This is a genomic window from Mesorhizobium sp. NZP2298 (genome assembly GCF_013170825.1).
Taxonomy (GTDB): Bacteria; Pseudomonadota; Alphaproteobacteria; order Rhizobiales; family Rhizobiaceae; genus Mesorhizobium.
The window spans coordinates 2,742,403-2,768,823 of the sequence record NZ_CP033365.1 but is presented as its reverse complement, the minus strand read 5'-3'; the positions used below and the strand labels follow the sequence as shown (position 1 = coordinate 2,768,823).

Sequence of the window (26,421 nt, the reverse complement as noted above, 5' to 3'; positions counted from 1 at the left end):
GGTGGCACAGAATCGGAAATTCACATGCATCTTCACCCGCTCGACGATCTGGTGCTGGACGAAACCACCAAGGCCATTCCGCCTGGCGCCGCGGTCCGTCTTCATGATGTCGGTTCGATGGGCTGGAACCTCCTGCGCGGTGATGTTCCACTGCCGGCAGCGGTCATCAGGGAAGCCGCGCTCGACCACAATTCGCGTTGGATGCAGCGTTTTCTCGCGAAGCGCAACGCGGTCATCGCGCCGCATGTCAAGACGACGATGTGCCCTCAGATCATGCAGAGGCAATTGCGCGACGGCGCCTGGGGCGTGACCGTCGCCACGCTGCACCAGATGAAGGTTTGCCGTCGGTTCGGCATCGATCGCATCGTGCTCGCCAACCAGCTTGTCGGACGGCTGGAACTGGACGCTCTGGTCGCCGAGCTGAACGCTTCGCCCGCCCTCGACTTCTACATGCTGATCGACAGCCTCGATGCCGTGCGCCTGGCGAGCGAGGCGGTTGGACGCGCCGGACCGGCCTCTCGGCCGATCCAGGTGCTGGTCGAGCGCGGCTATCCGGGCGGCCGCACCGGTTGCCGCAACAACGACACGGCGCTCGAGGTCGCGCGCGCCGCGCATGCGGCGCCGCAACTGCGGCTCTGCGGCGTCGAGGCTTTCGAGGGACTGATCAAGCCGAAGGACGGTGGCCCGGCACAGGCAGTCGCGGATTTCGTCGACGAGATCGGCGCACTCTACGAAGCATGTGCCGGCGAAAACCTGTTTGAGCGCGCGCCACCGATCGTGACGGCCGGCGGTTCGTCGTTCTACGACATCGTGCTCGATCGCCTCTCCGGCAGCGGCGCGCAGGTGATGACGCGCAGCGGCTGCTATGTCAGCCATGACAGCGGCATCTACCAGGCCGAGCAGAAGCGCATCCTCGCCGCGACCGGCGAGAACGAAGGCCTGGTCAACGCGCTGGAAGTGTGGACCCATGTCCAGTCCTGCCCTGAACCGGGGCTGGCCATCCTGACCGCCGGCAAGCGGGATTTCGGAACCGACGCCGGACTGCCGGTGCCTCTGCTCATTTCGCGCGAGGGTGGTTCGCCCGAAATACTGGCGGGCTGCGAGATCTTCGCAAGCAACGACCAGCACGCCTATATGCGCGTTCCGGCGACGGTTTCGGTAAAAGTCGGCGATCGCATCGGACTGGGCGTGTCGCATCCCTGCACAACCTTCGACAAATGGCAGATTCTTTTGCTGGTCGATGATGCCTATGAGATCGTCGGCGCGCTCAAGACCTATTTCTGATCGGAAGCCAGCGACACCGCGATCATCGAGCCGTCGAAACAACTTCACTCTACTCCGACGACATGTCGCAACAGCCCGTCGACGATCGAACGGGCCGCGCCGGAAACAAGTCGATCACACTGGCGGGCTAGAGCGTTTCGCCGTTTCACGGAAACGGCGAAACGCTCTATCTCTTTGTTTTTGAGGCAATTCCGGACGGAAAACCGCTCACACTTTTCCTGGAATTGCTCCAACTCATACGACAAACCGTATCGCGCGCTGGATGTCGAAGAAATTGTCCGCCTCGAAGCGAAGCGTGCGCGCGGCGGGATGTTCGATGCCCGGGTACCAGCTTCCCCTGTAGGCCTCGATAGGCGTGGTGTATTCGACGATGAGCTCGAACCGGTCGGCCAGCTTCGGCAGGCATTTCGACAGATCGCGCGAAAGCGAGGCCTCCACGGTCTCGCGTATGGCCTTGACCGAGCCTTGAGGCGAGAGGGACGAGGTCGCCGGTCCGAAGCCTTCGCTGGTTGCGACGGTTGATATCCCGGGCACCAGTGCCTTCGCCTCGCCGCACATGCCGGCATCGCCAGACAGAAAGACCGAAGGCACGCCGTAACGGGCGGCGCAGTGCGCGTTCAACGTATATTCGGATGCCACCTCCCCGTTGATCAGCATCCTGGACACGGTGCCGGTCAACGTGTGTGCCAGCGGATTCGTGTCGGTGCCGGCCTTGTTGTGGTAGCCGGTATAGAGAGCGGCATCGAAGGTGTCATCGATGCCGAACATCATCGCATCAGGATGGCCGCTCCAGCCGCGCACGATGCGGACATAGGCTGGAAGCTTGGACAGGATAAGGTTGCGCGCCGTCGAATGGGCGTCCTTGACGACGACTTCGGTCGCGCCCGCCGCCTTGGCGCCTTCGCAGGCTGCGACCAGTTCGTCGGTCATGTATTCCCGGAACTCGGCATAGTCGGGATTGCCCTTGCGCGCCTCGTCCCAGTTGGTGATGCCCGCCGTGCCTTCGATGTCGGCGCTGATAAAGACTTTCATGTGCTTGCCTTTCGATTTCAGAGAAGGTCACCGCGCAGGCGGCTTCAATGGCGTCCTGGCTCGTGCGGTGGAGGCGGCCCGCGCAGCGATGGCTGCCCGGGCCGAGGCGTCTCAGGCTGCCATTTCAGCCCGTCGCCGCTCCAGGAACATGGGGCCGACGCGAATGCCGCGGCGTCCATTGTCGTCGACGGCGTCCAGCTCGAGAATCTCCTCCTCGTAGAGCAGCCCGTGCATGCGGAACCGGCCGGCATCCACGGGCTCGCAGGTATGGGTGCAGAAATACTCGATCAGGCATTTCAGCTGGCCGTGGCTGTAGGTCAGATAGGTGATGTTGAAATCCGGGCCGTACTCGCCGAGGTGCGGCGCGATCTCCGGCGGCACCTTCTCGACAGGCAGACTATCGACACGCGACCAGTTCGCTCCTTTCCAGGTTAGCTGGTTGGCCTTGGAGAAGGAGAGATTCATATGCGCGTAGTCGGCGCCGCGACCGTAGATGCGTCCGTCGATGACGAAGTCGTTGCCCGAGACCGGACGGATCTGCAGCGGCACGCCCTCCCCCATCAGATAGAGCTTGCCGTCCTTGTTCTTCACCTCGACGACCTCGCCGCCCACCTCATGACGATAGAGGCCGGGCAGGCTTGCGAACTGGTCTTCGGTGATGGGCGGCGGGGTCTGGCTGCGAAGCGGCATGCGCCCCATGCCATTATCGGCAAGGGCGATGCGCAAGCCATCGCCCGCGAGCCGGGAGGCTATCTGGTTGGCGAAATCAAGCGTGGCGAAGATCAGGACGCCGAAGCCGGCCCTCGGCAGGAGCATCATCTGTGACGCATAGCCGTAAACCGCGCCGCCATGGCCGACGGAGGTCCACCCGTCCATGTCGCCGACACCGAAGCACAGCCCATACCCGTTGAGGTCCTTGTTGTGACCTTCGGGGCGTTTGCCGATCGGGGTCCACATCTTGCGCAGCGATGCGGGGCTGACAATGGAATCGCCGTTGGGCGCGAAGCCGCCCCGCAGCAGGCACCGCGTATAGTTGGCCATATCGGAAGTGGTGGAGAAGATGTTGCCGGCGGGCGATCCGCCCAGATTGAACACCGGCGCTGGGCTGTCCCCGTCCAGCGTCCACATGTCGGCCGGCGCCAGCCTTTCACGGATACCGGGGGCCATGCCTGACGACGTGTCGTTCATGCCCAGCGGTTTCAGGATGTTCTCGGTGATGTAGTCGGAGTAGCTCTTTCGCGTCACCCGCTCGATCACCATACCGACCACGGCAATGCCGGCATTGGAATAATGCATGATGCCGGCGCTGGGATCCTGCTTCAACGTGGATGTGGCAAGCTCGGCGACGGTGTCGGCCAGCGGCGGCTTGTGTGAATCCAGATAATGTCCGCTCTTGGGTTCGCGCACGATCCCGGCGGTGTGACTCATGAGCTTGCCCAGGCTGACATGCGAGCCGTGGGGTCCGCTTTCACGCCCGGCGAACGGATTGACCGGGTGAAAACCGGGCAGATACTCCGAGACATCGACATCAAGGTCGACCAGTCCCTTCTCCACGAGTTGCATGATGGCAACCGATGTGAAGGTCTTCGTGATCGAACCAATGCGGAAACAGGTGTCGTCCTTCATGTCGAAGTGGCGATCGTGCCGCTGTATGTGGCCGTGCGTCATGAGGCCGTCCCTGTCGACCAGAGCATAGGAGATCGACGGGATCGCCTTGTCCTCCACCTCGTGGCGGATAAGGTCTTCAAGAAGCTCGATGGCGTGGGGGGAAAGCGAAGACACGGGGGATACTCCCTGATTTCAGTTTGTATGGCGGGGATCGAGAATGTCGCGCAAGGCGTCGCCGACGAGGTTCCACGCCAGCACGAACAGGAAGATCGCGGCTCCGGGGAAGGCGAGCGTGTACCAGTACTGGAACGGATTGCCGGGCTGGCCGACGATCCAGTTGCGCGCATAGGCGATGAACTGCCCCCAATCGGCGTAGCCTTCCTCCGTGCCCACTCCGAGGAAGCTCAGGGCGGACGCAGTGAGCACCATCGAACCCGTCGCCATGGTAGCCAGAACCAGCACAGGGAAGAACGCGTTGGGAAGGATGTGGAATACGATCAGCCTGAAATCGCCGGCGCCGTAGCTTCTCGCCGCATTCACGAAATCCATCTCGCGGATCCGCAGGATTTCACTGCGCACCACACGCGCATAACCCATCCATCCGAAAGTCGTCAGCGCGACGGTTATCGGCCCGAGTCCCTTGCCGAGCAGGGCGGTCAGGACCATGGCGGCGATGAGGAAGGGAACCGCCATGAAGACGTCGACGATACGCATCAGCACTTCGTCCACGATGCCGCCGTAAAAGGCCGCGAGCGATCCGATGATCGTGCCGATCAGCACGGAGATGGCGACGACGCCGAGGCCGATCTTGAATGCCGTGCGGGTGCCCCAGATCACGGCGTAGTAAATGTCGTACTGGCCCTCGGTTGTTCCGAAGATCGCCTCGGGCGACGGCGGTTGCGGCGTCGCCAGGAAACCCGCTCTCGGCGTGTCGTATACCGACATCTGGAATTCCTGCGGCGGTGCAAGCACCGGCGCGAAAATCGCGATCAGCACGAATGCCAGCAACAGCAGCACACCAACCAGCGAGATCGGATTACGCTTCAGATAGCCAAGCGCTCTCATCGCGTCTTTACCCTCGGATCGAGCAGCGGATAGATCATGTCGACGGCCAGGTTCAGCACCACGAGAACGACCGCGAAGTAGAGCCCGAAGCCCAGCACGGCCGGAAAATCCAGGTTGGCGGCCGTCTTGGCCGCGAACTGGCCGAGGCCCGCATAGTCGAAGATGGTTTCGGTGATGACGACGCCACCCATCATGGCGGCGAGTTCCATTCCGGCGATCGTCGTGACCGGAAGCAGCGCGTTGCGCCTGGCGTGATGCAGTTCCACCACACGCCGGGGCATGCCCTTTGCGCGTGCCGTGCGGACATAGTCCTGGCGCAGCGTCTCCAGCATCGACGTGCGCATGACACGCGTCATGTTGGCAAGATTGACGTAGGTCAGGGTGATGACGGGGGCAGCGAGATGCCTGAGCGAATCCCAGAAAATGGCCAGATTGCCGTTGAGCAGCGCGTCGATCGTGTTCGCGCCGGTGTAGCGGGTGAAGCCGGGCGAGGTGACGGCAGCCTGGGCCCACTGGCTGAGGCGCCCGGGCGGGAACCAGTCAAGCGCGGAGTAGAAGATCAGCAGCATCAGCAGTCCGAAGACATAGACCGGGAATGACCAGCCCAGGATGGTGAAGATGCGGATCACATGGTCCGGCCAACGGTTGAGATGGATGCCGGCCCGCGAGCCCAGGTAGATGGCGAGCAGAAAGCCGGGAATGAACGCCAGCAGGACCAGTTCCAGCGTCGCGGGCAGCAGGGAAGCCAGCGCGTGAGCGACAGGCTGGCGCGCGGTCTCGGACCAGCCCAGGTTGCCGCTCAGGATATTGCCGATCCAGCGTCCGTATTGAATGTAGAAGGGATCGTTCAGCCCATACTGCTCGATCATCCTGCGAATGCTGTCCTGGCCGCCCTTGAGGAAATCCGGGGACGGCGCGTACGCCGCCAGGCGCTGTGTCGGCGACAGCGACATCTGCAGCGCGAAAAGCATCAGCGACAGGGCGAAGAGAACGACGGGCAACATCAGGAGCCGCCGCAAAGCGTAGTTCAGCACATCAGCATCCGCACCATGAGGAATAGCCGTTTCGCCGGGCGACGATGGCACCCGGCGAAACCCGAAGCTCTCTAGTCGGCCTTCTTGGTGACGGGATAGAAATCCCAGGCGCCGTAGAGGATCATGTTGTGCACGTAGCCGTCGATGTTGCTGCGGGTGACGATGTACCCGAAGTCCTCCCAGAGGAACTGCGTGGTGGCATAGTCGTAGGACATCTCCTGCAGCTTGGCATAGATCGGCTCACGCACGGCAGGATCGCTCGAGGCCCAGGCCTGGTCGAGAAGCGGCTTGAACTTCTCCGTCATCAGGTCACGGTAGCCTTGGCCGAGCATGCCACCGACAAGACCGGTCGGGGACAGATAGTAGGTCGCCGCACCCAGCGGACCACCTGGGTCGGAATAGTCCGGTCCCCAGCCCATGTAGGTGAGCGGCGAAGCGGGCTTTTCACGATTGTTGAGCTTGTCCGAGATGGAGGCCCAGGGCAGCGACTGGATCTTCATCTTGAACTTCGGGTTGATCCGCTGCAGTCCCTGCTGGAGCGCGGAAAGTGCGGCCGTGCCTTGCGGCGTTCCTTCCTGCACATAGGCCGTGAAGGTGAAGCCGGTATCCCAAAGCTTGCCGCCGAAGGCCTTCTTGAAGTGCTCCGCGGCCTTTTTCGGATCGTAGCTGTAGATCGGCGAGTCCGCGCGGTAGCCCATGATGCCGCGCACTGTGGGACCGCGCGCCTGCACGGTCTTGCCGAGCAGCGCCTGCTTTATCAGCGCATCGTAGTTTTGGGCGTAGTTGAAGCCCTGACGAACGTCGATGTCGGAGAAGAAGTCCGGCGGAATGCCGTTGCCGTCCAGCTTGCCGCTGCCGATGGCGGGGTTGTCGGCATCATCCAGCGGCCACGCGAAATACAGGCCACGGCTGAACACCTTGGGCAGGCCGTCGACGACCTTGACACCGTCCGTCTTGCTGAGCTCGTCCAGGAACTCGACGGGCGTCGTCACGAAGTCGGCATCGCCGGAGAGCAACTGCAGGCGACGCGTGGTCCATTCCGGAACCGTGCGCATGACCACGCGCTCGAGCGAGGCCTTGCCCATGAAGTAATTGTCGAAACGTTTCAGCGTGATGCGGCGATCGGTTCGATCCCATTCGTCGAGCATGAACGGACCGGTCCCGTTTTCCTGGGCGAACAGCGGATCGTCGCCGAGTTCGGGACGGTAGTACTTCTTCCAGGTATTCCCGTCGCCATCCCACCCCCCGACGGAGGCGACCCATTCCTTGTCGACGATCGAGGCACCGAACGGCAGCGCCAGAACGCCAAGCGTGGCGGGGAAGGATTTCGGCAGCTTCAGCGTGACATTGTCGCCCTCGACGGTGATCTGCGACGCGAGTTCGTCATATACCTTCCGCAGCGCTTCGGGGCTGGCATCCTTGATGTCCGACACCTTGCCTTCGGCTTCGACCCATTTGGCGACGTCGGTGTACTTGCTCGCCGTCACCACCTCGGTGATGGCGTTGGACATCCACGACTGGCCCATCAGGATGGCGCGCAGCAGCGAGTAACGCACGTCTTCGGCGGTGATCTCGCCATAGCCCGGCTCGATCTTGGCCTTCTGCTCGTCGCTCAGCCCGTCATAGTACTGCCAGGTGATCTTGCCGTCATCGCCCTTGATGCCGACCTTGTGTGCGTGGACGCCCTTCCGGATCGGGAAGGTGTAGCTGACCGAACCGTCCGCATTCTGCTTGATCAGGCCGTTTTCGAGGCTCGGCACTTCCGACGACAAGGAAGGCACGAATTCGGAAATCTGGGAGCCGTTGTAATTCAACAGGCGGCTGTAGACGTTGAGCACGCCGTAGGAGCTCGGCGTGTTTGCAATGTAGGCCGGATCAAAGGACTGAACATCGTCAGTCCAAAGAAACACAAACGTTCCGGGATTCTTGGTTTCTGCCACGGCAGGCGACGCAAAAGCGCCTATGCCCATGCAGAACGCTAGTGCCAAGGCACGTTTCATTTTCATGAGTATGTTCCCACAATTGACTCGAGGTCTTTTTATCGTTGCGTGCGAAAGCTAGGAGGAGGCTTGCGCCACTGTCCAATGCGTAGATAGGATCAGTTATGCGAATAATGCATGAGGTCGACTGTGGAGCTGGCGTGGTTTGAAGACTTCCTCGAGATCGCCGCGACGCGGAATTTCTCGACCGCCGCCGCGTCCCGGAATATCTCGCAGCCGGCCTTCAGCCGTCGCATCAAGGCGCTGGAGGCTTGGGTCGGCGCCGAACTTATCGACCGCAGTACATATCCGGTGCACCTAACCAGCGCGGGCAACATTTTCGTTCCGCGCTGCCAGGAAATGCTTCGCGACATGTACCGCCTGCGGACGGACTGCCGCAACGCCGCCGGCGCCAGCTCACGGCTTCTCACTTTCGCCGCGCTTCATACGCTGGCCATCTATTTTTTTCCGAGGTGGATCAGCCAGCCCGAACTGCCAAATGCGCCGGTCCGCAGCAGCATGCACACTGGCGACTTCCTGGAATGCGTCGAGCACCTGTCGTCCGGCAAATGCGATTTCGCCATCACTTACGATCACCCCGACGGTCCACCGGTCCTTGAGGGCGGACCCTTCGAATCGCTTCAAATCGGCAGGGATCGCCTCGTTCTGGTGTCTGGTGTCGACCAGACGGGAGCGCCGCTCTTCGATGTCGATGTGCCGGAGGGCACCAGGATTCCCTACCTCGCCTATTCCTGGAGCGACGGCTATCTCGGCAAGCTGATCTCGCTCATCCAGTCGCGCTGGCGGCGTCCTCTCAATCTCAGCATCGTCTACCAGTCCTCGCTTGCCGAAGGCCTGAAGCAGATGGCGATCGCCGGGCAAGGCGTGGTCTGGCTGCCGCAGATCTGTGTTCAGAAATCGATCGCCCAGGGTGAGCTCATCCAGATTGGCGGACAACAGCTGTCCCTGGAGATCGAGATCAGGATTTTCCGCCGTGTGGGCGCGCGCAGCCGGGACGGCGAAGCGCTGTGGAAATATCTCTCGCGAACCGCGGAGCAGACGCGCGGACGCAACCTGGTTGATCCGACACTGACCATGCGCTGAGTGGACCGAAGGCCCATTCGCGCGTTTAATGCGAAATCCGACAGGGCGATGCAGAGATTGCATAACTCCGGTGGAGAGACCGGGAAGCCTGACAATCACGGGGCAGATGCCGTCTGGCGAGGCATTCCGGGGCATTCCAAAGCACGGCTTCCAGGCGACCTGGTGACGGGGCCCTATTGACAGCCCGCATGCTCACTGCGTTCGATACCGGGTGTCGCGACCATTGCGCCTGGAGTGCCTTTTGACCGTCAAGTCCGCCGCCACCGCGAGCCTTCCCGACGATGTGATCCTGTCAGTCGAGAACCTTGAAGTCTGCTTCGGGTCGACGGCGACAAAAGCGGTGCGGGCTGTTCAGGGCGTATCGTTCCAGATCAAGCGCGGCGAGACGGTGGCATTGGTGGGCGAGTCGGGTTCGGGCAAATCGGTCACGGCCATGACCGTAATGCGCCTGACAGAATATGACGGCGCCAGGATCACGGGCGGCCGCATCCTGATGAGGCTCAAGGACGGCGGTGTAGCCGACCTGGCAAAGCTTTCCGAAAAGCGTATGGAGGGGCTCCGTGGCTTTGAGTTCTCGATCGTGTTCCAGGACCCGATGTCGAGCCTCAATCCGGTGTTCACCGTCGGCGACCAGATTGCGGAGGTGGTCACGAGACACCAGGGCAAGTCGCCGCGCGAGGCGCGCGACATCGCGCTGAATGTTCTCAAGCTTGTGCGCGTGCCGGACGCTGCTCTCAGGCTCGACCAATACCCGCACCAATTGTCCGGCGGCATGCGCCAGCGCGTCATGATCGCCATTGCCTTGGCCTGCCGCCCTTCCTTGATGATCCTCGATGAGCCGACCACCGCGCTCGACGTCACCATCCAGGCGCAGATTCTGGACCTTGTCCGGGCACTGCAGCGCGATATCGGCATGTCCGTTCTTTTCATCACCCATGACATGGGTGTGGTCGCGGAAATCGCCGATCGCGTCTGTGTCATGCTGAAGGGCGAGATCGTGGAATCAGGCTCGGTGCACCAGATCCTCGTAGACCCCCGACACCGCTACACACGCGCGCTGATCTCGGCGGTGCCGAGGCTGGGCAGCATGACCGACAAGGATGGGCCTGAGAAATTCCCGCTGGTCATATACAATGCCGAAGTCTCGCAGCCGGAGGTCTCGGCATGAGCGCCGCACCGCTCGCAGCGGACAGAAAGCCCTTGGTCGAAGTCCGCGAGCTTGTTACGCGTTTCGACCTGAGAGGCGGTATCTTCGGCGGCGTCGCCGGCCGGGTTCATGCGGTTGAGGGCGTTTCCTTCGATATTTTCCCGGGTGAGACCCTGGCGTTGGTGGGGGAATCGGGCTGCGGCAAGTCGACCGTGGCGCGCAGCATCATGCAATTGGACAAGCCCTTGTCCGGCGCCATTCGCTATGACGGCAAGGAGATGATCGGCGCAGGACGGGCAACCCTTGCGGGCTTCCGGCGCGAGGTGCAGATGGTCTTCCAGGACCCGTTCTCCTCGCTCAATCCGCGGATGACGATCGGGCAGGCCCTGACCGACCCGATGCGCGTCCACCGCATCGCGCGCGGCAGTGAGTTGCAGAAACGGGCGGCGGGCCTGCTGGCAAAAGTGCATCTGCCGCCGGAATATCTCGAACGCTACCCTCATGCCTTCTCGGGCGGCCAACGGCAGCGCATCTGCATCGCCAGGGCTTTGGCCCTCGATCCCCGCCTCCTCATCGCGGATGAAGCGGTCGCCTCGCTCGACGTTACGATCCAGGCCCAGGTCATCAACCTGTTGATGGACCTGCAGCGCGACATGGGCATCGCCATTCTGTTCATCAGCCATGACATGGCCGTGGTCGAGCGCATCGCGCATCGCGTTGCCGTCATGTATCTGGGTGAGATCGTGGAGATCGGCGACCGCCGATCGGTCTTCGGCAATCCTCAACACCCTTATACGCGCAAGCTGCTTTCGGCGGTTCCCGTAGCGGATCCGGCGCGACGACCGGTTGGACGCGAACCGATGTCGGATGAGATTCCCAGCGCGGTACGCGGCGTTGACTTTGTCCCGGTCCGCCTACCGATGAATGCCGTTTCGCCTACCCATTTCGTGCGCGAGACATCACCGGCCTGATCTTACGCAGGCGGCAGAGATGGCCGAGACCATCTCTGCCTATCGAGTCTGTTGCCCTTTGTTGCCAAAGAGGCTTCCGCCGTGTGGCATTCGTTTGTGCGGAGAGGCGGAGTTCCCGGCTTTCTTCCAAGGAACCGAGGAAATCCATCGCGCGGTTATGAGAAGGCCCGCTGGCCAGCTTTCTATTCCCGTACCAGATCGACCAGAATATTGCCCTGCCCATCGACCCGCACTTTCTGGTTGTCCAGGAGCAGGATCGTCGTTGTCGGCAGCTCGAGCACGGCTGGGCCTTCCAGTTTTGCGCCCGCGCCGATCAGGCTGGCGTCGTAGACCGGGACCTCGCGAAAACCCTTGTCGAGGTAGATATTGCGGCTTGACTTGGGTCGGATTTTCCCTCGCTGGGGCGACAGCGGCGACCCGCGGCGCGCCTTGCCGCCAGTATCGCCGATGGCACGCACCTTCCAGGTGGTGAACTCCACGGTGTCGGCCTCGTCCTTGATCGTGTAGATACGCTCGTGCTGGGCATGGAAAGCAGCCACCAGTTCGGCGAGCGCGCCCTTGGCAAGCTTGCCTTCGGGCAGGTCGAACGGCACCTCGATGTCCCAGGACTGATAGAGATAGCGACCCTGAAAGGCGAATTCGAAGCGCTGCCATTTCGCATCGAGCCCGGACCGCTTGAGGAAAGCCCCGCCCCGCCGCTTGAGCGATGCCAGCAGCCGGTTGACGCCGGCGAGGTCGAAGTCCCGGTCGGTGGTGTTCAGCGTGCCGGTCTCTTCCCAGCGTATGTCGGAAATCAGGCCGCCATAGGCGCTCAGCCCTGCCGCAAAGCGCGGCACCATGAAACTCTTGATGCCGAGGATGCGGGCCATGTCGCCAATGTGGCAGGCGGTCGCCCCGCCGCCGCTGACGACATAGCTGTCGCGCGGGTCGATGCCCTCGTTGACGGTGATATCCTCGATCGCGCCGATCATGTTGTGGTTGGTCGTGGTGTAGATCGCGTAAGCCGCTTCCATCAGGCCGATCTTCAATTGCCTTGCGATCTTGCCGACCGCGGCCTCGGCCTTCGCGCGGTCCAGCTTGATGCGACCGCCGAGAAAATAGTCGGGGTCGATAATGCCGAGCACGACATTGGCATCGGTCACGGTCGGCTCCGTGCCGCCGCGGCCGTAGCAGGCCGGCCCTGGCACGGCGCTGGCACTGTGCGGGCCGACACGCAGCAGCCCGCCGGCATCGACCCAGGCAATGCTGCCGCCACCAGCACCGACCGAGCGGACGTCGATCTTCGGTATGCCCAGCATCTCCATGCCGAAGGTCGCCTCCGGAGTGACGACGAGGTGCCGGTCGCGCAATGCCGAAACGTCGAAGGTGGTGCCTCCCATGTCGACGACGATGACGTTGCTGGCGTCCGTAAGGCTGGTCGCCGCGATCGGCGCCAGCGTCGGGCCCGACATCACGCTGTAGATCGGCCGCGCAACGATCTCCTCCGGCGGCATCATGCCTCCGACGCAGTTGGCGATCAGGAGCTCGCCATCGTAGCCGGCCTTCTTCAGAGCGCGCGTGAGGTTGCCGACATATTCGCTGACGATCGGATAGAGCGAAGCATTGATGGCTGTCGATATGGTGCGCCGATATTCGCGCGGGATCGGGTTGAGCTCGTGGCTGAGCGTCACGGGAATGCCCGGAAGCTCCTCCTCGATGATCTCGCGGACGCGGCGCTCATGGGTCGAATTGACGATCGACCAGAGCAGGCACACGGCAATCGCCTCGACGCCGCACGCCTTGAGATGGCGCGCGGCAGCGCGCACGTCGTCGTCGTTGAGGCCTTCGACCTCGTTGCCCATCGAGTCGATGCGACCACGAACCTCGCAGGTGCGGCTACGATGGATATAGGGCGGGGGGAAATCGATCTTGATGTTGAAAGCGCGCTTGCGCGGGGATTCGCGCAGCGTAAGGATGTCGGGATGACCGGCGTTGCATATGAGGCCGGTTGGCGCGACCTTGCCCTCGACAAGCGCGTTCGTCGAGACGGTCGTGCCGTGCACGATCATGTTCATCTTGGACAGGAAATCGGCCAGTGCCATGTCGTGGCTCCTGGCCGCCACCTCAAGCACGTCGATGAAACCGCGCTCGAACATTCCCGGTGTTGTCGGCGATTTGTGGATCTCGAGATCCGCGCCCTCGCGATACAGCACAAGGTCGGTGAACGTTCCCCCAATGTCGATGCAGGCGACGAACATAATTCTATTCCTGTTGCTTTGTCGTGTTCGGGTGCCGTGACCGTTGCGGCCAACTTATTTCGCGATCGCCAAGCAAGCCGGCCGGCCGGGTGATCAGGATGGCGAGCAGGATCACCGCGAGCGCAATTTCCTGTAGTCCGGGGGGCGCCGACAGGACATGCCCGCCGATGGACACGCCGCGTTCGATGGATCGGAACAGTTCCGAGATGGTCGAGATGAAGGCCACGCCTACAAAAGCGCCGGTCAGGCTGCGCATGCCGCCGACCACCAGCATCGTCAGCGTGACGAAGGTGAGGTCGAGATAGAAGGTGTTGGCGGTGATGGTGCCGATGAAGTGGCTGAACAGCACGCCGCCCAGGGCCACCACCATGGCACTGAGGACAAAGGCGATAAGCCTCTCGCGCTCGAGGTCGATGCCGGTGGCGGCCGCGGCGACCTCGCTTTCACGCGAGCAGCGCAGCATCAGGCTGTGGCGTGTCGTACCATAGACCGCCGCAACGATGATCGCGACCGAGGCGCCGCCGAAAGCCACCCACAGGCCAGTGTAGCGGGGAAGCCCGACGAGTGCCTGGCGTCCGCCGGTCACCTGCTGCCAGTTCGATGCGACGACGAAGGTGATGACCAGCATGGCGAAGGTCGCCATGGGCAGCGCGATGCCGCGCAACCGGCAGAGTGGCCAGGCGACCAGCAGGGCGATCAGGCCGACGGCGAGCACGACGATCACCAGCGCGACCGGCCAGGGCAGTTGCAGCGCCTCGATGCTGCCCGGCAGGTCGAGCAGGACGGATTTGCGCGCCGGCGACAAGGTGAGAATGGCGGACATGTAGCCGCCAATCGCCATGAAGGCGACGTGGCCGAAGGAGAAGACGCCGGAATTGCCGACGAAGATGAACAGGCCGACCACGACGACAAGCTTGATCATCGCCTCGACGATGGTGCGCTGCATGGCCGACGGCGTGGCCGTCGCGATCAGTGCCACCGTCAGCAGGAGCAGGATCAGGATGGCCGCCGTCTGCAGCGGACGAAGCGCGGTATCATTGTTCATGCCTACACCCGCTCCCGGTCGGCGCGACTCATCAGCAGTCCATCCGGGCGCCAGAACAGGAACAGGATGAACATCAGGAAGACGAAGGCGTCGCGATACGGCCGCAGGTCGACGGGCAGATAGGCCTGAAGCGAGACCGAGACGACGCCGACGAGGAAGCCGCCAAGGGCCGCGCCGGCGACCGATCCCATACCGCCGATGACCGACGAGACGAAGGCGATCAGCACCATCGACACACCCATCTTGTAGGATACGCTGCCGGTCTGGGCGACGAGATAAAGCGACACCATGCTTGCCAGCACGCCGGAGATCGCGAATGCAAAGGCGATGACCCGGTTGGCACGAACCCCGACGAGACGGGCCATGGTGAAATCCTCGGCGGCGGCGCGCATCTGCAGTCCGATCCGCGAAAAGCGGAAGAAGACGACAAGCCCGGCCATCAGGCAGAGTGTGGTTGCGATCGTAACGATCTGCAGGCGCGGCACGCGCAAGCCGCCGAATTCAACGCTGGTGCCGAGTTCGGAGAGAAAGGCGACGCCGATGGCGCGCGATCCGAACATCAACAGCACGGTGTGCTGCACAAGATAGGAAACCGCGAAGGAAGCGATCAGCAGCGTTGCGGGATTGGCCTTGCGCAGCGGCCGGAAGGCAACGCGCTCCATGCCGAGCGCCAGGATCGTGGTGATCATGATGGCCGCCAGGATCATCACCAGAAGCGGCTGGCCGACCAAGGAAAAAAGCGTGAAGCCGCCGGCCATGATCAGCTCGCCATGAGCGAAATTGATCAGCCGCATGATGCTGAAGATCAGGCCGATCCCCAATGCCGCCAGCGCATAGACAGCGCCGAGGCTGATGGCATCGATGGCGTTTTGCAGGAAGATCATGGTTTTCCCCCTTCACCCGCGACACCGAAATAGGCCGCGTCGAACGCGGCCGTGCCCGAAAGGTCGGCCGACTTGCCCGACATCGCGATTGCTCCGGAACTCAGCACATAGGTGCGGTCGGCCGCTGCCAGCGCGCGTGTCACGTTCTGCTCGACGATCAGCACCGTGACACCCGAGCGCCTGAGTTCGAGTACCGCCTGGTAGACCTGGTTGACCACCAGTGGCGCCAGCCCAAGCGATGGTTCGTCGAGAAGCAGGAGCTTTGGTCGCGCCAGCATCGCACGGCCGATTGCCAGCATCTGCTGCTCGCCGCCCGAAAGCTTGTTGGCACGCTGCCGATACCGGTCCTTCAGCACCGGAAACATGGCCAGCACTTTGTCTATGTCGGCCGCGATCTGCTTTCTGTCCCGGCGAACCGTCGCACCGAGCGCCAGGTTTTCCGCCACGCTCAGCGAACCAAAGATGTGGCGGCCTTCCGGAACCAGCGACAGACCGGCGGAAACCAGCGCTTCGGCCTGCATCTGGGCGGTGTTGCGCCCGGCAAGCTCGATGCTGCCGGCGCGCGCTTTCACCACGCCGGCGACCGCCAGCAACAGCGTCGACTTGCCGGCGCCGTTCGGGCCGATCACGGCGACGATCTCGCCCTCACCGACATCGAGCGAAACGCCGCGCAAGGCAACGATGTTGCCATAGTTGACGTGCAGGTCGCGGATATTCAGCAAGGCGCGGGATCCTCTTCGCCGAGATAGGCTTTGCGGACCTTGGCATCAGCCCTGATTTCCGCGGTCGAACCAATGGCCAGCGTGCGGCCAAGCTGAAGCACCTGGATCCGATGGCAAAGCTGAAACACCAGCGACATGCGGTGTTCGATGAAAAGGATGCCGCAGTCGAGCCGCTCTCCGATGCTCCTGATGATCTGCTGGAGATCGTTGCATTCCGCATCGTTGAGCCCGGCCGCAGGCTCGTCCATCAACAGGAAGCGCGGTCTCATGGCGACGGCCCTGGCAATGCCGACACGCCGCTCCTCGCCGAACGGCAGTGTGCCGACGGGCCTGTCGGCCTTGGCCGAAAGCCCCATCTCGCCGAGGATGCGCCGCGCCTCGGCGCGTGCTTCGCGCCGGCTCATGCCGATCGCCACGCCGCCGGCCTCGACATTCTCGAGCGCCGTTAGTCCGACAAAGGGCAGCACGCTCTGGAAGGTGCGCACGAGCCCTCTGCGGCTGCGCTCATGCGGTTTCCAGGATCCGATATCCACTCCATTCATGTGGACGCTGCCCTGCGTCACCGTCTGGAACCCGGTCAGGACGTTGATCAGGGTCGTCTTGCCGGCGCCATTCGGACCGATGAGGCCGAGGATTTCCCCCGGTCTCAACGTCAGGCTCACATTCTCGATCGCACGCAGACCCTGGAAGTCGACGACGACATCCCTGACATCCAACGTGGACACGGTCGGCTCTGAACCGGCTGTCTGCTGTACGGACATGATACGGCTTGCGATGCGAGCGCTACTTCGGCATCTGCTCCGCCTTGATGACACTGACGACGTTGCCGGGCTTGCCGTCCTTTACCTCGAGCAGAATGAGATCGCGCCGCATGTTGATGTGCGTGTCCTTGGTGAAGGTGGTTGGTCCGGCAAGCAGCGGCTCGTCGACAAAGGTCTCCAGCGCGTCGCGGACCTTGTCGGTATCGAATGTACCGGCCTTCTCGACCGCCTTCGTCCAGCCCTGGATGACGCTGTAGCCAGTCATCGCATGGGAAGTAACCGGACGTGTGTCGAACTTCTTCTTGAACTTGTCCATGAACGCAACGACTTCCGGACGGCTGTCGTTGCCGAAAACGGAACCATACGTCACGAGGTAGAAATTGCTGAGATTGGGAACGGCCTCCAGCCAATAGTCACCATCCCAGGACTCGGAGCCGAGCAGCGGCACATTGACGTCGGCCGCACGCAACTGGCGCATCGCGCTCGATCCGCCTGGTGGAAACGAGCTGAGCACCATTACATCCGGCTGCTTGGGCAATGCCTTGATGCGGGTAATCTGGCTGGCGATCTGGGGATCCTCGCCGCCGAACGTGTCCTTGCCGATAAGTCCTTCGGGTCCGGCCAACTCGGTCCAGCGGCGCGTGAAGAAGTCGGCGAAGCTGGCGTCGAAGGCGATGGTCGTGTCGAGCAGCACATAGGCTGTGCGCCATCCCTTCACATTATACGCCCATTCGGCCAGCGCCACCGCCTGTCCGGGCGCGCCGGTGGCCATGGTGAACGCGTTCGGGCCAATGCCCGATGGGCCGAACTTCGGATCGCCGGCACAGGTGGAGAAGGCAATCAGCCCCGCACCATCGGCGACTGACGCCGCCGCGCTGCCATAGTCATAGTCGCAGGTGACCACGACCATCTTCGCGCCCTTGTCGATGACGTCCTGCGCCGCCGTCGCACCATAAGCGATGTCCGACTTGGTGTCGGAATAGATGATCTTGAGCTGCCGGCCGAGTATGCCGCCCTTGGCATTTATTTCGTCCACGGCGATCTCCATCGCCTTGGCCGGACCGTCGTCATAGGGAGCGATCGCGCCGCTCTGGGCAATCGCAGCTCCGATGATGATCGGATCCTCGGCCCGCGCGCCCGAAAGGGCGGCGGAAAGCGCCAGGGCCGCCAGGCCCGTTTTCGATACAAGACCAGTTTTCAACAATTGACGTTGTTTCATCGCTTTTCCCTCTGGTTCCAGATTGGCGGTCGGCTTGCCGCCGCCTTCTTGTTCTTCTCATGCGTTCAGTTTGTCGCGCGCAGCCTTTCGGTCCCGGCGGTGTCGACCTGGTAGTCGATACCGTTGCCGCAAAGCGTCAGGGCGACGCCGTAGACTTCGCGCGCGGTCGCCACGCTCAGCCATTTCCGGTTGACGTCCTCCGCGACACGCTCTGGGTCGCGCCGGTCGGGCCGGCCATAGCCGCCGCCCGCGCAGGAGCGGTAGAGGATGGCCTCGCCGTCCGTAAACGCGCCGTTGTAGAAATCCGGCAACCTCTCGACCTCGGCATTTCGGCCGCGACGCCAGGTTCCGCCATTGGCACCCGGCAATCCGCCGAGCACGCCCTTGGCCGGAAATGTGCCGCCATCGCCGCAGACATAAAGCGTCATGTCGCCGGTCAGCGAACGGTAGGCGCCCTCCACGGCCGGAGCGCCGTTCCATTGGCCGAAGCCCATGCTGTCCTGGCGGATGCGCCGTTCCTCGACAAGGATAGGATAGGTCGCTTCGTCGACCTCGATCGAGTCGGTGACCATGATGCCGTTGCCGACCGAGCACTCATAGGTCAGCCAGCCATCATGGCCGTGATTGGCAGGGCCGCCGGACAGGGCCAGCATGAGCTGGGTGATATATTCGACGCTCGCTTCCCGGCGCCTGTCGATGCCGGAGACGACGCCGAGGGCAGCCGAGAAATTGCCGCCGCCTTCCGCCATGCCATAGGGCTCGCCCATTTCGGAGAATGCGCATTGCACCGCGTTGGCTAGGCGTTCATTGACGTTGCTGGTGGCGCAGGACGTTCCGATCGGATGGCTCGGCCGCCCGACGACGCAACCGTCGCGCAGCAGCGGGACGATCCGGCTCGAACTGCCCTCATTGTGCGGAACGCTCGCTTCCAGATTGTAGTAGACGCCGATCCGGCAAGAGGCCACCGCGCACGCCTCCGTCAGGTTGAGGCCGCCTGGGACGCAGTCGGGGTTGTCGCGCACATCCACGGTGATCAGGCCCTTTTTCGGGTCGACCGTCACCTTCGCCTTGATCGGAATGCCCTCGTCGGCGACGCCGGCGACCGGATCGTGACGGACTTCATAAATGTAGGTACCTGCCGGCAGTTTCCTGATCGCGGCAATCGCGCGCCGCTCGCCATAGTCCATCCACGCCTCGATGAAGTCGCGGACGGTGTCGATCCCATACTGCGCCACCAGTTCCTTGAGACGGCGCTCCCCGGTTCGGCAAGCCCCGACCTGCGCCCGGTAGTCGCCGTACCAGATGTTGCTGACCCGGATCTTCTGCAGGCCGATGCGGATCAGATCCTGCTTGTCCTTGAAGTTCTCCTGGATACGAACGCACGGGAAATGCACGCCCTCCTGGTAGATCGTTGCCGCGAACGGCAGGTAGGTCGAGGGTTCCGGCGCACCGATGTCGGCATGGTGTGACCGCGACAAGGTCCAGAACAGTGGTGTGCCTTCGAAGAACACCGGCACGCAAAGCGTGAGGTCGGCATGATGGGTGACACCGTAGAAGGGGCTGTTGTTGAGGAATGCGTCGCCTTCTTTCACGTCGTCAAACAGTTCGGTGATGGGCCTTGTGGTCAGCTCGAGCGCATTGACGTGGATCGGCAGCGCTTCCTCCACCGAAACCAGCCGGTGATCATAGGTGAGGATGCCACAGGACATATCACGGGCGTTCTTGATGACGCTGGAACGACTCGCTTTCATAACCGTGTTCGTCATCTCGCGGATGATCGACTCGAACCGGCTCGACAGCACTGCGAGCAGCGTGGGATCGAACTTGGCCAGCTTCTTGGCTTTGCCCGATTGCGCCATCGGCAAACCCTCCGGATTGAGAACGCAGTCACGTAGCAGGACGGCTATCTCCTGGGCGAGACAGGCTTCTCGCCGGCAGTGGATACCGCTATATCAACAGACTGCGAAATGAATATGAAGTCAATATCATTTTTGACTCGATTGGATTGTCGTGACGTTCGACTCTCAAGCGTCTTTCGCCCTGGTCAGGACACGATCAAGATTCGGCTCATATCGCCTCTGGAACGCTGAAGACATCGATCAGTGTCCGGCCGGAGACGAGTTCCCTCACCCACTGTTCTTCCATGCGGACTCTTTGCTGCGCCAGTTCGAGAAGCGCCCCGGCGTCGCCCAGCGGGATGACGGCAATGCCGTCATTGTCGCCAAGTATGATGTCTCCGGGCCTTACCGCGACGCCGCCGAAGACGATGTCGCCGTTGACCGTGCCATGCTCTTTCGACAGCGGGCCCTTGGCCGTGTTGCCGAGCGCGTAGACAGGAAAATCGTTCCAGCCGGCGATCGTGTCGACATCCCGGACCGCCCCGTTGACGATCAGGCCCGCGACCCGCTTGCGCCGCGCCAGGCCGCAGAGGATTTCGCCGGTATAGGCTGTCTGCAGGCAGCCGCCGGCATCGACGGTGACGACCTCGCCCTGGCCGGCAATGTCGATGGCGTGCAGCATCGCCCCGAAATCGGAACGGTCGCACCTGGCGGTGACCGCTTGTCCGACCATTCTCGTGCCCATGGCGAGCGGCCGGAGCGGCCTGATGCGCGGGTCGACCACCACATGTCCGGCGCTGATATCGGAAACGATCGTGACAGGTATTGCTGCCCAGTCCGCCAGCGCGTCCGGCGCCAGCCGCTCAAACGCGGCCCTGAAACTCCTTGTCGGCATGCTTCCTCCCTGTCGGACTGTTTCGACCAACGTCCCTGCCCCACGCTACGCGGCCACCCGAGTGAAACGCCGTCGCGAAAATCCTTCAACAGGATAGACAAGCTCCTGCCCGCTTGCCAGTTGAGCGACGATCCTGCCGGAAAATACGCCCGCGAGGTTGCCGAAGAAATGACCGGTGTTGAGGATCAATCCCTCGGGACCACTCCCGGCATCGATGACGGGCAGGCCATCCGGCGTCTGCGCGACGATACCTGCCCATTGCCTCAGGATCGGCAGGCTGGCCATCGCCTGAAAATTGCGGCTCATGATCGAGCATGCCATCGCCTGCCCGGCCACTGTCGCCCGGTCATCGTCGCTGCCGATCTCGTAGGCGCAGCCGAACTGCAGCGACCCATCGGGGAAGCTTGCGATCTGTCCGGTAAAGCCGAGTTCGGGGCGCAAGAGTTCCACCGGCTCGCGCGGCAGGCTTGTCGCATCGATGCCCGGCGGCGTGAAGAAGCGGAACAGCGACTGCCCCGAGATCACGGGCTTTATCCTGAAAGGCGCCGGCGCGGTCTCCGCCGCCTCGAAACGCGTCGGCGTGAAGGAAATGTCGAGCCCCAACGGTCCGAGCAAAAGGTTGGACCATGGCCCGGCAGCCACCACCACGACGCCGCTTTCGATTTCCGTGCCATCCGCCAGCCTGACACCCCGGCAGGTCGAATCCGTCAGGGCGATACTTTCGACCCGCGCCGGCGCAAGGATGCTGCCGCCTCCGTTTTGGAAAGCATCGGCAAGGTGGCGCACCAGAAGCCGCGTGTCCTGGTGCGCGTCGAGAGGATTCCAAACCGCTCCGGAGACCTCCGGCGAAATGTCAGGACAGAGATCTCGAAGAGCCGGCCGGTCGAGCAGGGACACCGGCAACCCCGCGGCAACCCGGTCTGCGACGAAGGCGCGCGCCACCGGCTCGAAGACGTCGTCGCGCCAGGTGATCAGCCCGCCGCTGGCGCGGAAGCCGAAATCCGGCAATTCGCCGGCAAGCGTTTCGGCGAACCGGCGTCCGGCAAGCGAAAAGTCCATGGCCAGCCCTGCCGCCTTGGTCTGCAGCCAGAGAAAGCCAGGATTGCGGCCCGACGCCCCCCAGCCGGGATGATGCGTGTCGACAAGCGCCACCGAGAGCCCGGCCTGGCGCAGATAATAGGCGCTGGCCGTGCCGGCTATTCCGGCGCCGACGACGATCGCGTCGAAACCGCGCTTCACAGCCACGGCAGTCCGCCGTCCTCGAGTTGGCCCGCCAGGCGATCGAGAAAGGCACGGCAGCGTTCGATCTCGGCAAGATCGAGATATTCGTCCGGCTTGTGGGCCTGCTCGATGGATCCCGGCCCGCATACAACCGAGACCACCCCGGCCGAATTGCTGAACAGACCGGCCTCGGTGCCGTAGGCGACCTTGACGTGATCGTTGCGTCCGACAAGGCGCTTGATGAACGTCACCGCGGGATGATCCGCCTGCGTCGACAGGCCGACGAATTCGACAATCGGCTCGACGATGATTTCGGCCTCGGGCGCGATCGCCCGCATCCGGGGCAGGATCATGGTTTCGGCATGGCCGCGGATACGCTCGATCAGGGCGCGCGCATCGACCTCGGGCAACGAACGGATGTCAAAGCCGAATTCACAGCTGTTCGGAATGATGTTGAGTGCGGTGCCGCCGGAGATGGTCGTCACCGACAGGGTGGAATGGCTGATATCATAGACATGATCGTGCGGCCCGCCATGGGCGTGTTCGCAAGACAAGCTCTTGATGAAGGCGATCAGTTCCGCGGCATATTCAATGGCGTTGACGGCAGTCGGCGCGAGGCTGGAATGGGCGCTTTTGCCGGCGATCGTGGCCCGGTACATGCCGCCGCCCTTGTGGCCGATCACCACCTGCATGCTGGTCGGTTCGCCAACGATACAGAGCGCCGGCTTGATCGGCATGCCGGCGATGCGGTCGATCAGGCTGCGAACGCCAGTGCAGCCGAACTCTTCATCGTAGGAGATCGCGATGTGGATCGGAACCTTGAGATTGCGCCGCACCAGACCGGGAACGGCGGCGAGCACGATACCGATGAAGCCCTTCATGTCGCAGGCACCCCGGCCGTAGATGCGTCCATGCGCTCGTCGCAGCACGAACGGATCACTTGTCCAGGCCTGCCCGTCGACCGGCACCACGTCGCTGTGTCCTGAAAGGATGACGCCCGGCACATCGGCCGGACCGATCGTCGCCCACAGATTGCCCTTGGTGCGGTCGTCGTTCCAGATGATGTCGCAGGCAATCCCGTGGCGCGCGAGATATGCCTCCACATAGAACAGAAGATCGCGATTGGGATCGCGCGACACCGTCGGAAAGCCGATGAGGTCGCCGATCATGGCGATGCTGTCGTCCACGGCGCCGTCGACAATCGTCATCGCATCACCCGGCCGAAAGCCTGAAGACGGGAAGCGGCGGCAACCCGTCGCGCCGCCGCCAGGCGACGGTCACGCGGTCGCCGATCCCTGCGCTTTCGGCCTCGATATTGGTCAGCAGCCTTGGCCCCTCGTCGAGATCGACGAGTGCGAGAAGGTAGGGAGGCGCCAGATCCTCGCTGACCGGCATGCGGACCGTGGTAAGCGAATAGATCGTGCCGCTTCCCTTGGCGCCCACCCATTCGAGCTCGGTCGCCTCGCAGGAAAGGCAGAACGGCCGCGGATAGAACTGATGCGACCCGCAAGCCGTGCAGCGCTGCACGGTCAGCCGCCTTTCCACGCAGGCCTGCCAGAACGGCTCGGTGGTTGGGTCGGCCGCGCCGAGATCGGAGAAGGAAAGATTGTCAGTCACGGGCGAGCACCACGGTCGAGGCTGTCGAGAAGGCAAGGCCGCCGGTGCCGTGCGCGACCGCGATTTCGGCGCCGGGAACCTGGCGGTCGCCGGCTTCGCCGCGCAACTGGCGCACCGCTTCGATCAAAAGGAGAATCCCGAGCGCACCTGGATGGCAATAGGAAAGGCCGCCGCCGGAAGTCATGCTGGGCAGGCTGCCGCCGGGCCTGAGGCGGCCTTCCGAGACGAAGGCACCCGCCTCGCCTTTCCCGCAGAAGCCGAGATCCTCCAGATAGAGCAGCACGGCATGGGTGAAATTGTCGTAGGGCTCGAACACGTCGACATCGCCCGGTTTCACGCCGGCCATTGCAAAGGCTTCACGGCCGGAGGCCACACCCGGCGTCACCGTCAGGTCGGGGCACTGCGCGACATGCCACTGGACATGGCTCTCGCCGGCACCGAGGACGCGCACTGGCCGTTTGGCGGCATCACGCGCCCGGTCCTTGCGCGCCACCACGATGGCGCCGCCGCCGTCGGTGACTAGGCAGCAGTCGAGCTTGCGCAACGGATCGCACAGCATCGGCGACGCCATCACCTCCTCGATGGTGAGGGGATCGCGGACCCAGGCCTTCGGGTTGAGCCCGGCCCATTGCCGCGCCGCGACGGCGATTTCGGCCAGATGCTCTGGCGTGGCGCCGTACTGGTGCATGTAGCGCGCCGCGCTCAGCGCATAGTGACCGATCGGAAAATGGATGCCGTAGGGCGTCTCGAACTGCGCGGAGAGCGAACCATCCAGAGCAGCAGCCGCCTTCTTGCGGTTTCGGCGGCTGCGTTGACGCGAGGCATAGGCGATGAGCGCGACATCGCACCGGCCGGTCGCTATCGCCGTCATGGCATGGTGTACGAAAAACTCGAAAGAGGCACCGCCCATATCAGACGATTCGGCGTAGCGCGGCCGCACCCCGAGATATTCGCCAAGCTGGACGGACCCCTCCTCGCCCATATAGTTGGTGAAGAGCGCATCGACGTCGCGCAGGCCCAGCCCGGCTTCTCCCAGCGCCTCCTTGGCGGCCAGCGCCACCATCGACAGCTCGCTCTGGTCCAGCACCTTTCCAAGGGGCGTCTCGGCCGCACCGACGATATAGACGGGTGAGGCGGTCAAGATGTGAGGCATGGATCATTCCAACCCTGGAGACAGGGGCTCGCCATGCGAAAGACGTAAAGCGCCATTTCAGATCCGACGTCCAAAGAGATGTCCTCCAGCCTGTTCAGCCTTCAGCCGCTGATGCACATCGCGGACGGCGCCCAAAAAATGAGGCCGCGCTGGCTCACCGCTTGCGCACGGCAGCGGAATCAGAAATCATACAACATGAATATGAAGTCAATATCAATTTTTATCGTGGCCACTCGAACGCACTGGATGGACTCTCGTGTGGTTTTGGATTTTGAAGCTCCTGAACGCTGATGTCGTCAAACAACAGGAACTTCAAATCCACCACACCGGCGCGAATGATGATAAACGGACACGCTGGTGCAACACCACCGGGCGGAGGATGATCGCATGGCAGTGAAGGCGCAACAAAAGGCCGCGCCGGCCGGCAACGGCGGCAAGGCCGAGAAATATGCCGAGCATCTGGCCGTGGGGATGACCTCGCGGTCTTTCGCATCGAAAGGCGACAGGACCAAGTATCGATTGAAGATTGCCGCGGCGCAGGCGCTCGAGGAGATCGGCTATCAGGACGTGAAGGTCTCGGACATCTGTACCTATGCCGACGTGGCATTGGGAACCTTCTATGTCTATTACCGCGACAAGAACGAGATCGCCATCGAGGTGGTGCTGGACTTCGTCGAGCATTTGTATGATCGCGCACGCCAGGTCGGACGCGGCACCGGTGAGTTCGACGCGATCTTGAACACCAACAGGTTCTTTGTGGCCGCCTATCGCGCGAATGCGGGGCTTATGCAGTGCCATCTGCAATTGCAGAGCCAGTTGCCGGAATTCCGCCAATTGTGGCGGCCACGGCACCAGACGTGGATCGAGAACCTCGCCCGGTCGATCTCGCGACGCGGCAACTACAAGGAAGACATGCCGGGATCGGCGGTCGCGGTGGCGCACGCGCTGGAGGGAATGGTCTTCCACTACCTCTATGCTGTGATTGTCAGCCGGGACTCGCTCTTCGACCAGGAAGGCCTCTCCGGCGACGAAGACCTTGCGCTCATGCTGTCGACGCTCTGGTACCGGGCGGTCTATTGCAAGGATCCGCCCGGACGCTGATCGTTCGCCGGACGAACGCCTGTTTGTCCGGTCACGGTCAGTGGTTTGACGCCAGGTAGCGTTTGGCCGCTACCGCAAGCCGTGGAAACACCTGCCTCGAGCACCGCCGGCGCACTTCTGGTGAAGTTCACGCGCATCGCCGTTCGGAGTTTCGCCGCCGGATCGAAGACGCTGCCCGGCACGAACGCCTCCTTGGCGTCCAGTGCAAAGCCGTAGAGGGCGTCGCCATCCCTGCCGCGACTTTTACTCTTTCCGCGATCAGACTTGGAATGGAGAAATCAGACTTGGAATAGAGATTTGCCGATAAAAATGATATTGACCTCATATTCATTTTGATGTCTGCTGTCAAACATTGGACGAGACGAGGGCTGCGGGGGTAAGTGCCGGACCATTCCGTTGGTCAGGCGCCAGAGCGCCCCTTGCAGGCGACAAGCGAGGTGGACGTGCGCGATCAGATTGCACCTTTTTTCTGCGAACGCGCGGTGGTCGCGACATCATCGGACA

22 protein-coding genes are annotated in these 26,421 nt (G+C 62.8%); 5 read left to right on the top strand and 17 right to left on the bottom strand.

From position 1 onward, the window contains the following. The first annotated feature begins 24 nt into the window (after positions 1–24). Positions 25–1,284, top strand: a complete 1,260-nt coding sequence (locus EB231_RS13375; RefSeq protein WP_172349214.1) for an amino acid deaminase — start codon at positions 25–27, stop codon at positions 1,282–1,284. A gap of 234 nt (positions 1,285–1,518) precedes the next feature. On the opposite strand, the gene EB231_RS13370 is transcribed toward EB231_RS13375, so the two are convergent. The 5 genes from EB231_RS13370 to EB231_RS13350 all read right to left on the bottom strand — a co-directional run bounded on the left by EB231_RS13370 (position 1,519) and on the right by EB231_RS13350 (position 7,933). After that, positions 1,519–2,316 carry a M55 family metallopeptidase gene (locus tag EB231_RS13370; protein WP_172349213.1) on the bottom strand — a complete coding sequence of 266 codons (798 nt, stop codon included), beginning with the start codon at positions 2,314–2,316 and terminating at the stop codon, positions 1,519–1,521. A gap of 111 nt (positions 2,317–2,427) precedes the next feature. After that, positions 2,428–4,098, bottom strand: coding sequence for a serine hydrolase domain-containing protein (locus EB231_RS13365; protein WP_172349212.1), 1,671 nt, complete (start codon positions 4,096–4,098; stop codon positions 2,428–2,430). Between the two features lie 18 nt (positions 4,099–4,116). Further along, a complete protein-coding gene (locus EB231_RS13360; protein WP_056570727.1) occupies positions 4,117–4,989 on the bottom strand; it encodes an ABC transporter permease in 873 nt (290 codons plus the stop codon). Then, positions 4,986–5,993, bottom strand: coding sequence for an ABC transporter permease (locus EB231_RS13355; RefSeq protein WP_246740935.1), 1,008 nt, complete (start codon positions 5,991–5,993; stop codon positions 4,986–4,988). Before EB231_RS13355 ends, EB231_RS13360 begins: the two co-directional genes overlap by 4 nt. Before the next feature lie 101 nt (positions 5,994–6,094). Further along, entirely contained in the window at positions 6,095–7,933 is a 1,839-nt protein-coding gene (locus EB231_RS13350; RefSeq protein ID WP_246740934.1) for an ABC transporter substrate-binding protein, read from the bottom strand. Between the two features lie 207 nt (positions 7,934–8,140). Here EB231_RS13350 and EB231_RS13345 point away from each other — a divergent pair, with 207 nt between their 5' ends. From EB231_RS13345 to EB231_RS13335, 3 genes are all read left to right on the top strand, one after another. Beyond that, a complete protein-coding gene (locus EB231_RS13345; RefSeq protein WP_244735412.1) occupies positions 8,141–9,106 on the top strand; it encodes a LysR substrate-binding domain-containing protein in 966 nt (321 codons plus the stop codon). Positions 9,107–9,347: 241 nt separating this feature from the next. Beyond that, a complete protein-coding gene (locus EB231_RS13340; protein WP_172349211.1) occupies positions 9,348–10,274 on the top strand; it encodes an ABC transporter ATP-binding protein in 927 nt (308 codons plus the stop codon). After that, positions 10,271–11,224: an ABC transporter ATP-binding protein gene (locus EB231_RS13335; RefSeq protein WP_172349210.1), complete on the top strand. Its 954-nt coding sequence runs from the start codon at positions 10,271–10,273 to the stop codon at positions 11,222–11,224. Before EB231_RS13340 ends, EB231_RS13335 begins: the two co-directional genes overlap by 4 nt. A 182-nt stretch (positions 11,225–11,406) precedes the next feature. On the opposite strand, the gene EB231_RS13330 is transcribed toward EB231_RS13335, so the two are convergent. From EB231_RS13330 to EB231_RS13275, 12 genes are all read right to left on the bottom strand, one after another. Then, the gene (locus EB231_RS13330; RefSeq protein ID WP_172349209.1) at positions 11,407–13,461 is read right to left on the bottom strand and encodes a hydantoinase/oxoprolinase family protein; all 2,055 of its coding nucleotides are present in this window, start codon (positions 13,459–13,461) and stop codon (positions 11,407–11,409) included. A 4-nt stretch (positions 13,462–13,465) separates the two neighbouring features. Then, entirely contained in the window at positions 13,466–14,506 is a 1,041-nt protein-coding gene (locus EB231_RS13325) for a branched-chain amino acid ABC transporter permease (protein ID WP_172349208.1), read from the bottom strand. Positions 14,507–14,508: 2 nt separating this feature from the next. Continuing rightward, the gene (locus EB231_RS13320; protein WP_172349207.1) at positions 14,509–15,390 is read right to left on the bottom strand and encodes a branched-chain amino acid ABC transporter permease; all 882 of its coding nucleotides are present in this window, start codon (positions 15,388–15,390) and stop codon (positions 14,509–14,511) included. Then, on the bottom strand, positions 15,387–16,112 hold the full coding sequence (locus EB231_RS13315) for an ABC transporter ATP-binding protein (protein WP_172349206.1): 726 nt from the start codon (positions 16,110–16,112) through the stop codon (positions 15,387–15,389). The genes EB231_RS13320 and EB231_RS13315 overlap by 4 nt, the downstream gene beginning before the upstream one ends. Further along, on the bottom strand, positions 16,106–16,837 hold the full coding sequence (locus tag EB231_RS13310; protein WP_172349205.1) for an ABC transporter ATP-binding protein: 732 nt from the start codon (positions 16,835–16,837) through the stop codon (positions 16,106–16,108). Before EB231_RS13310 ends, EB231_RS13315 begins: the two co-directional genes overlap by 7 nt. A 58-nt stretch (positions 16,838–16,895) precedes the next feature. After that, entirely contained in the window at positions 16,896–18,092 is a 1,197-nt protein-coding gene (locus tag EB231_RS13305) for an ABC transporter substrate-binding protein (protein WP_172349204.1), read from the bottom strand. A gap of 65 nt (positions 18,093–18,157) precedes the next feature. Then, on the bottom strand, positions 18,158–19,951 hold the full coding sequence (locus EB231_RS13300; protein WP_172349203.1) for a hydantoinase B/oxoprolinase family protein: 1,794 nt from the start codon (positions 19,949–19,951) through the stop codon (positions 18,158–18,160). Between the two features lie 208 nt (positions 19,952–20,159). Then, positions 20,160–20,825: an RraA family protein gene (locus EB231_RS13295; RefSeq protein WP_172349202.1), complete on the bottom strand. Its 666-nt coding sequence runs from the start codon at positions 20,823–20,825 to the stop codon at positions 20,160–20,162. Positions 20,826–20,870: 45 nt separating this feature from the next. Then, a complete protein-coding gene (locus tag EB231_RS13290; RefSeq protein ID WP_172349201.1) occupies positions 20,871–22,070 on the bottom strand; it encodes an NAD(P)/FAD-dependent oxidoreductase in 1,200 nt (399 codons plus the stop codon). Continuing rightward, positions 22,061–23,254, bottom strand: a complete 1,194-nt coding sequence (gene argE, locus EB231_RS13285) for an acetylornithine deacetylase (protein WP_206681913.1) — start codon at positions 23,252–23,254, stop codon at positions 22,061–22,063. Before argE ends, EB231_RS13290 begins: the two co-directional genes overlap by 10 nt. Positions 23,255–23,258: 4 nt before the next feature. Next, positions 23,259–23,663 (bottom strand): Zn-ribbon domain-containing OB-fold protein, encoded by a 405-nt coding sequence (locus EB231_RS13280; RefSeq protein WP_172349200.1) that lies wholly within the window; start codon positions 23,661–23,663, stop codon positions 23,259–23,261. Beyond that, the gene (locus tag EB231_RS13275; protein ID WP_172349199.1) at positions 23,656–24,816 is read right to left on the bottom strand and encodes an acetyl-CoA acetyltransferase; all 1,161 of its coding nucleotides are present in this window, start codon (positions 24,814–24,816) and stop codon (positions 23,656–23,658) included. The genes EB231_RS13280 and EB231_RS13275 overlap by 8 nt, the downstream gene beginning before the upstream one ends. A 387-nt stretch (positions 24,817–25,203) precedes the next feature. Here EB231_RS13275 and EB231_RS13270 point away from each other — a divergent pair, with 387 nt between their 5' ends. Continuing rightward, positions 25,204–25,917, top strand: a complete 714-nt coding sequence (locus EB231_RS13270) for a TetR/AcrR family transcriptional regulator (protein ID WP_172349198.1) — start codon at positions 25,204–25,206, stop codon at positions 25,915–25,917. Positions 25,918–26,421: the final 504 nt, after the last annotated feature.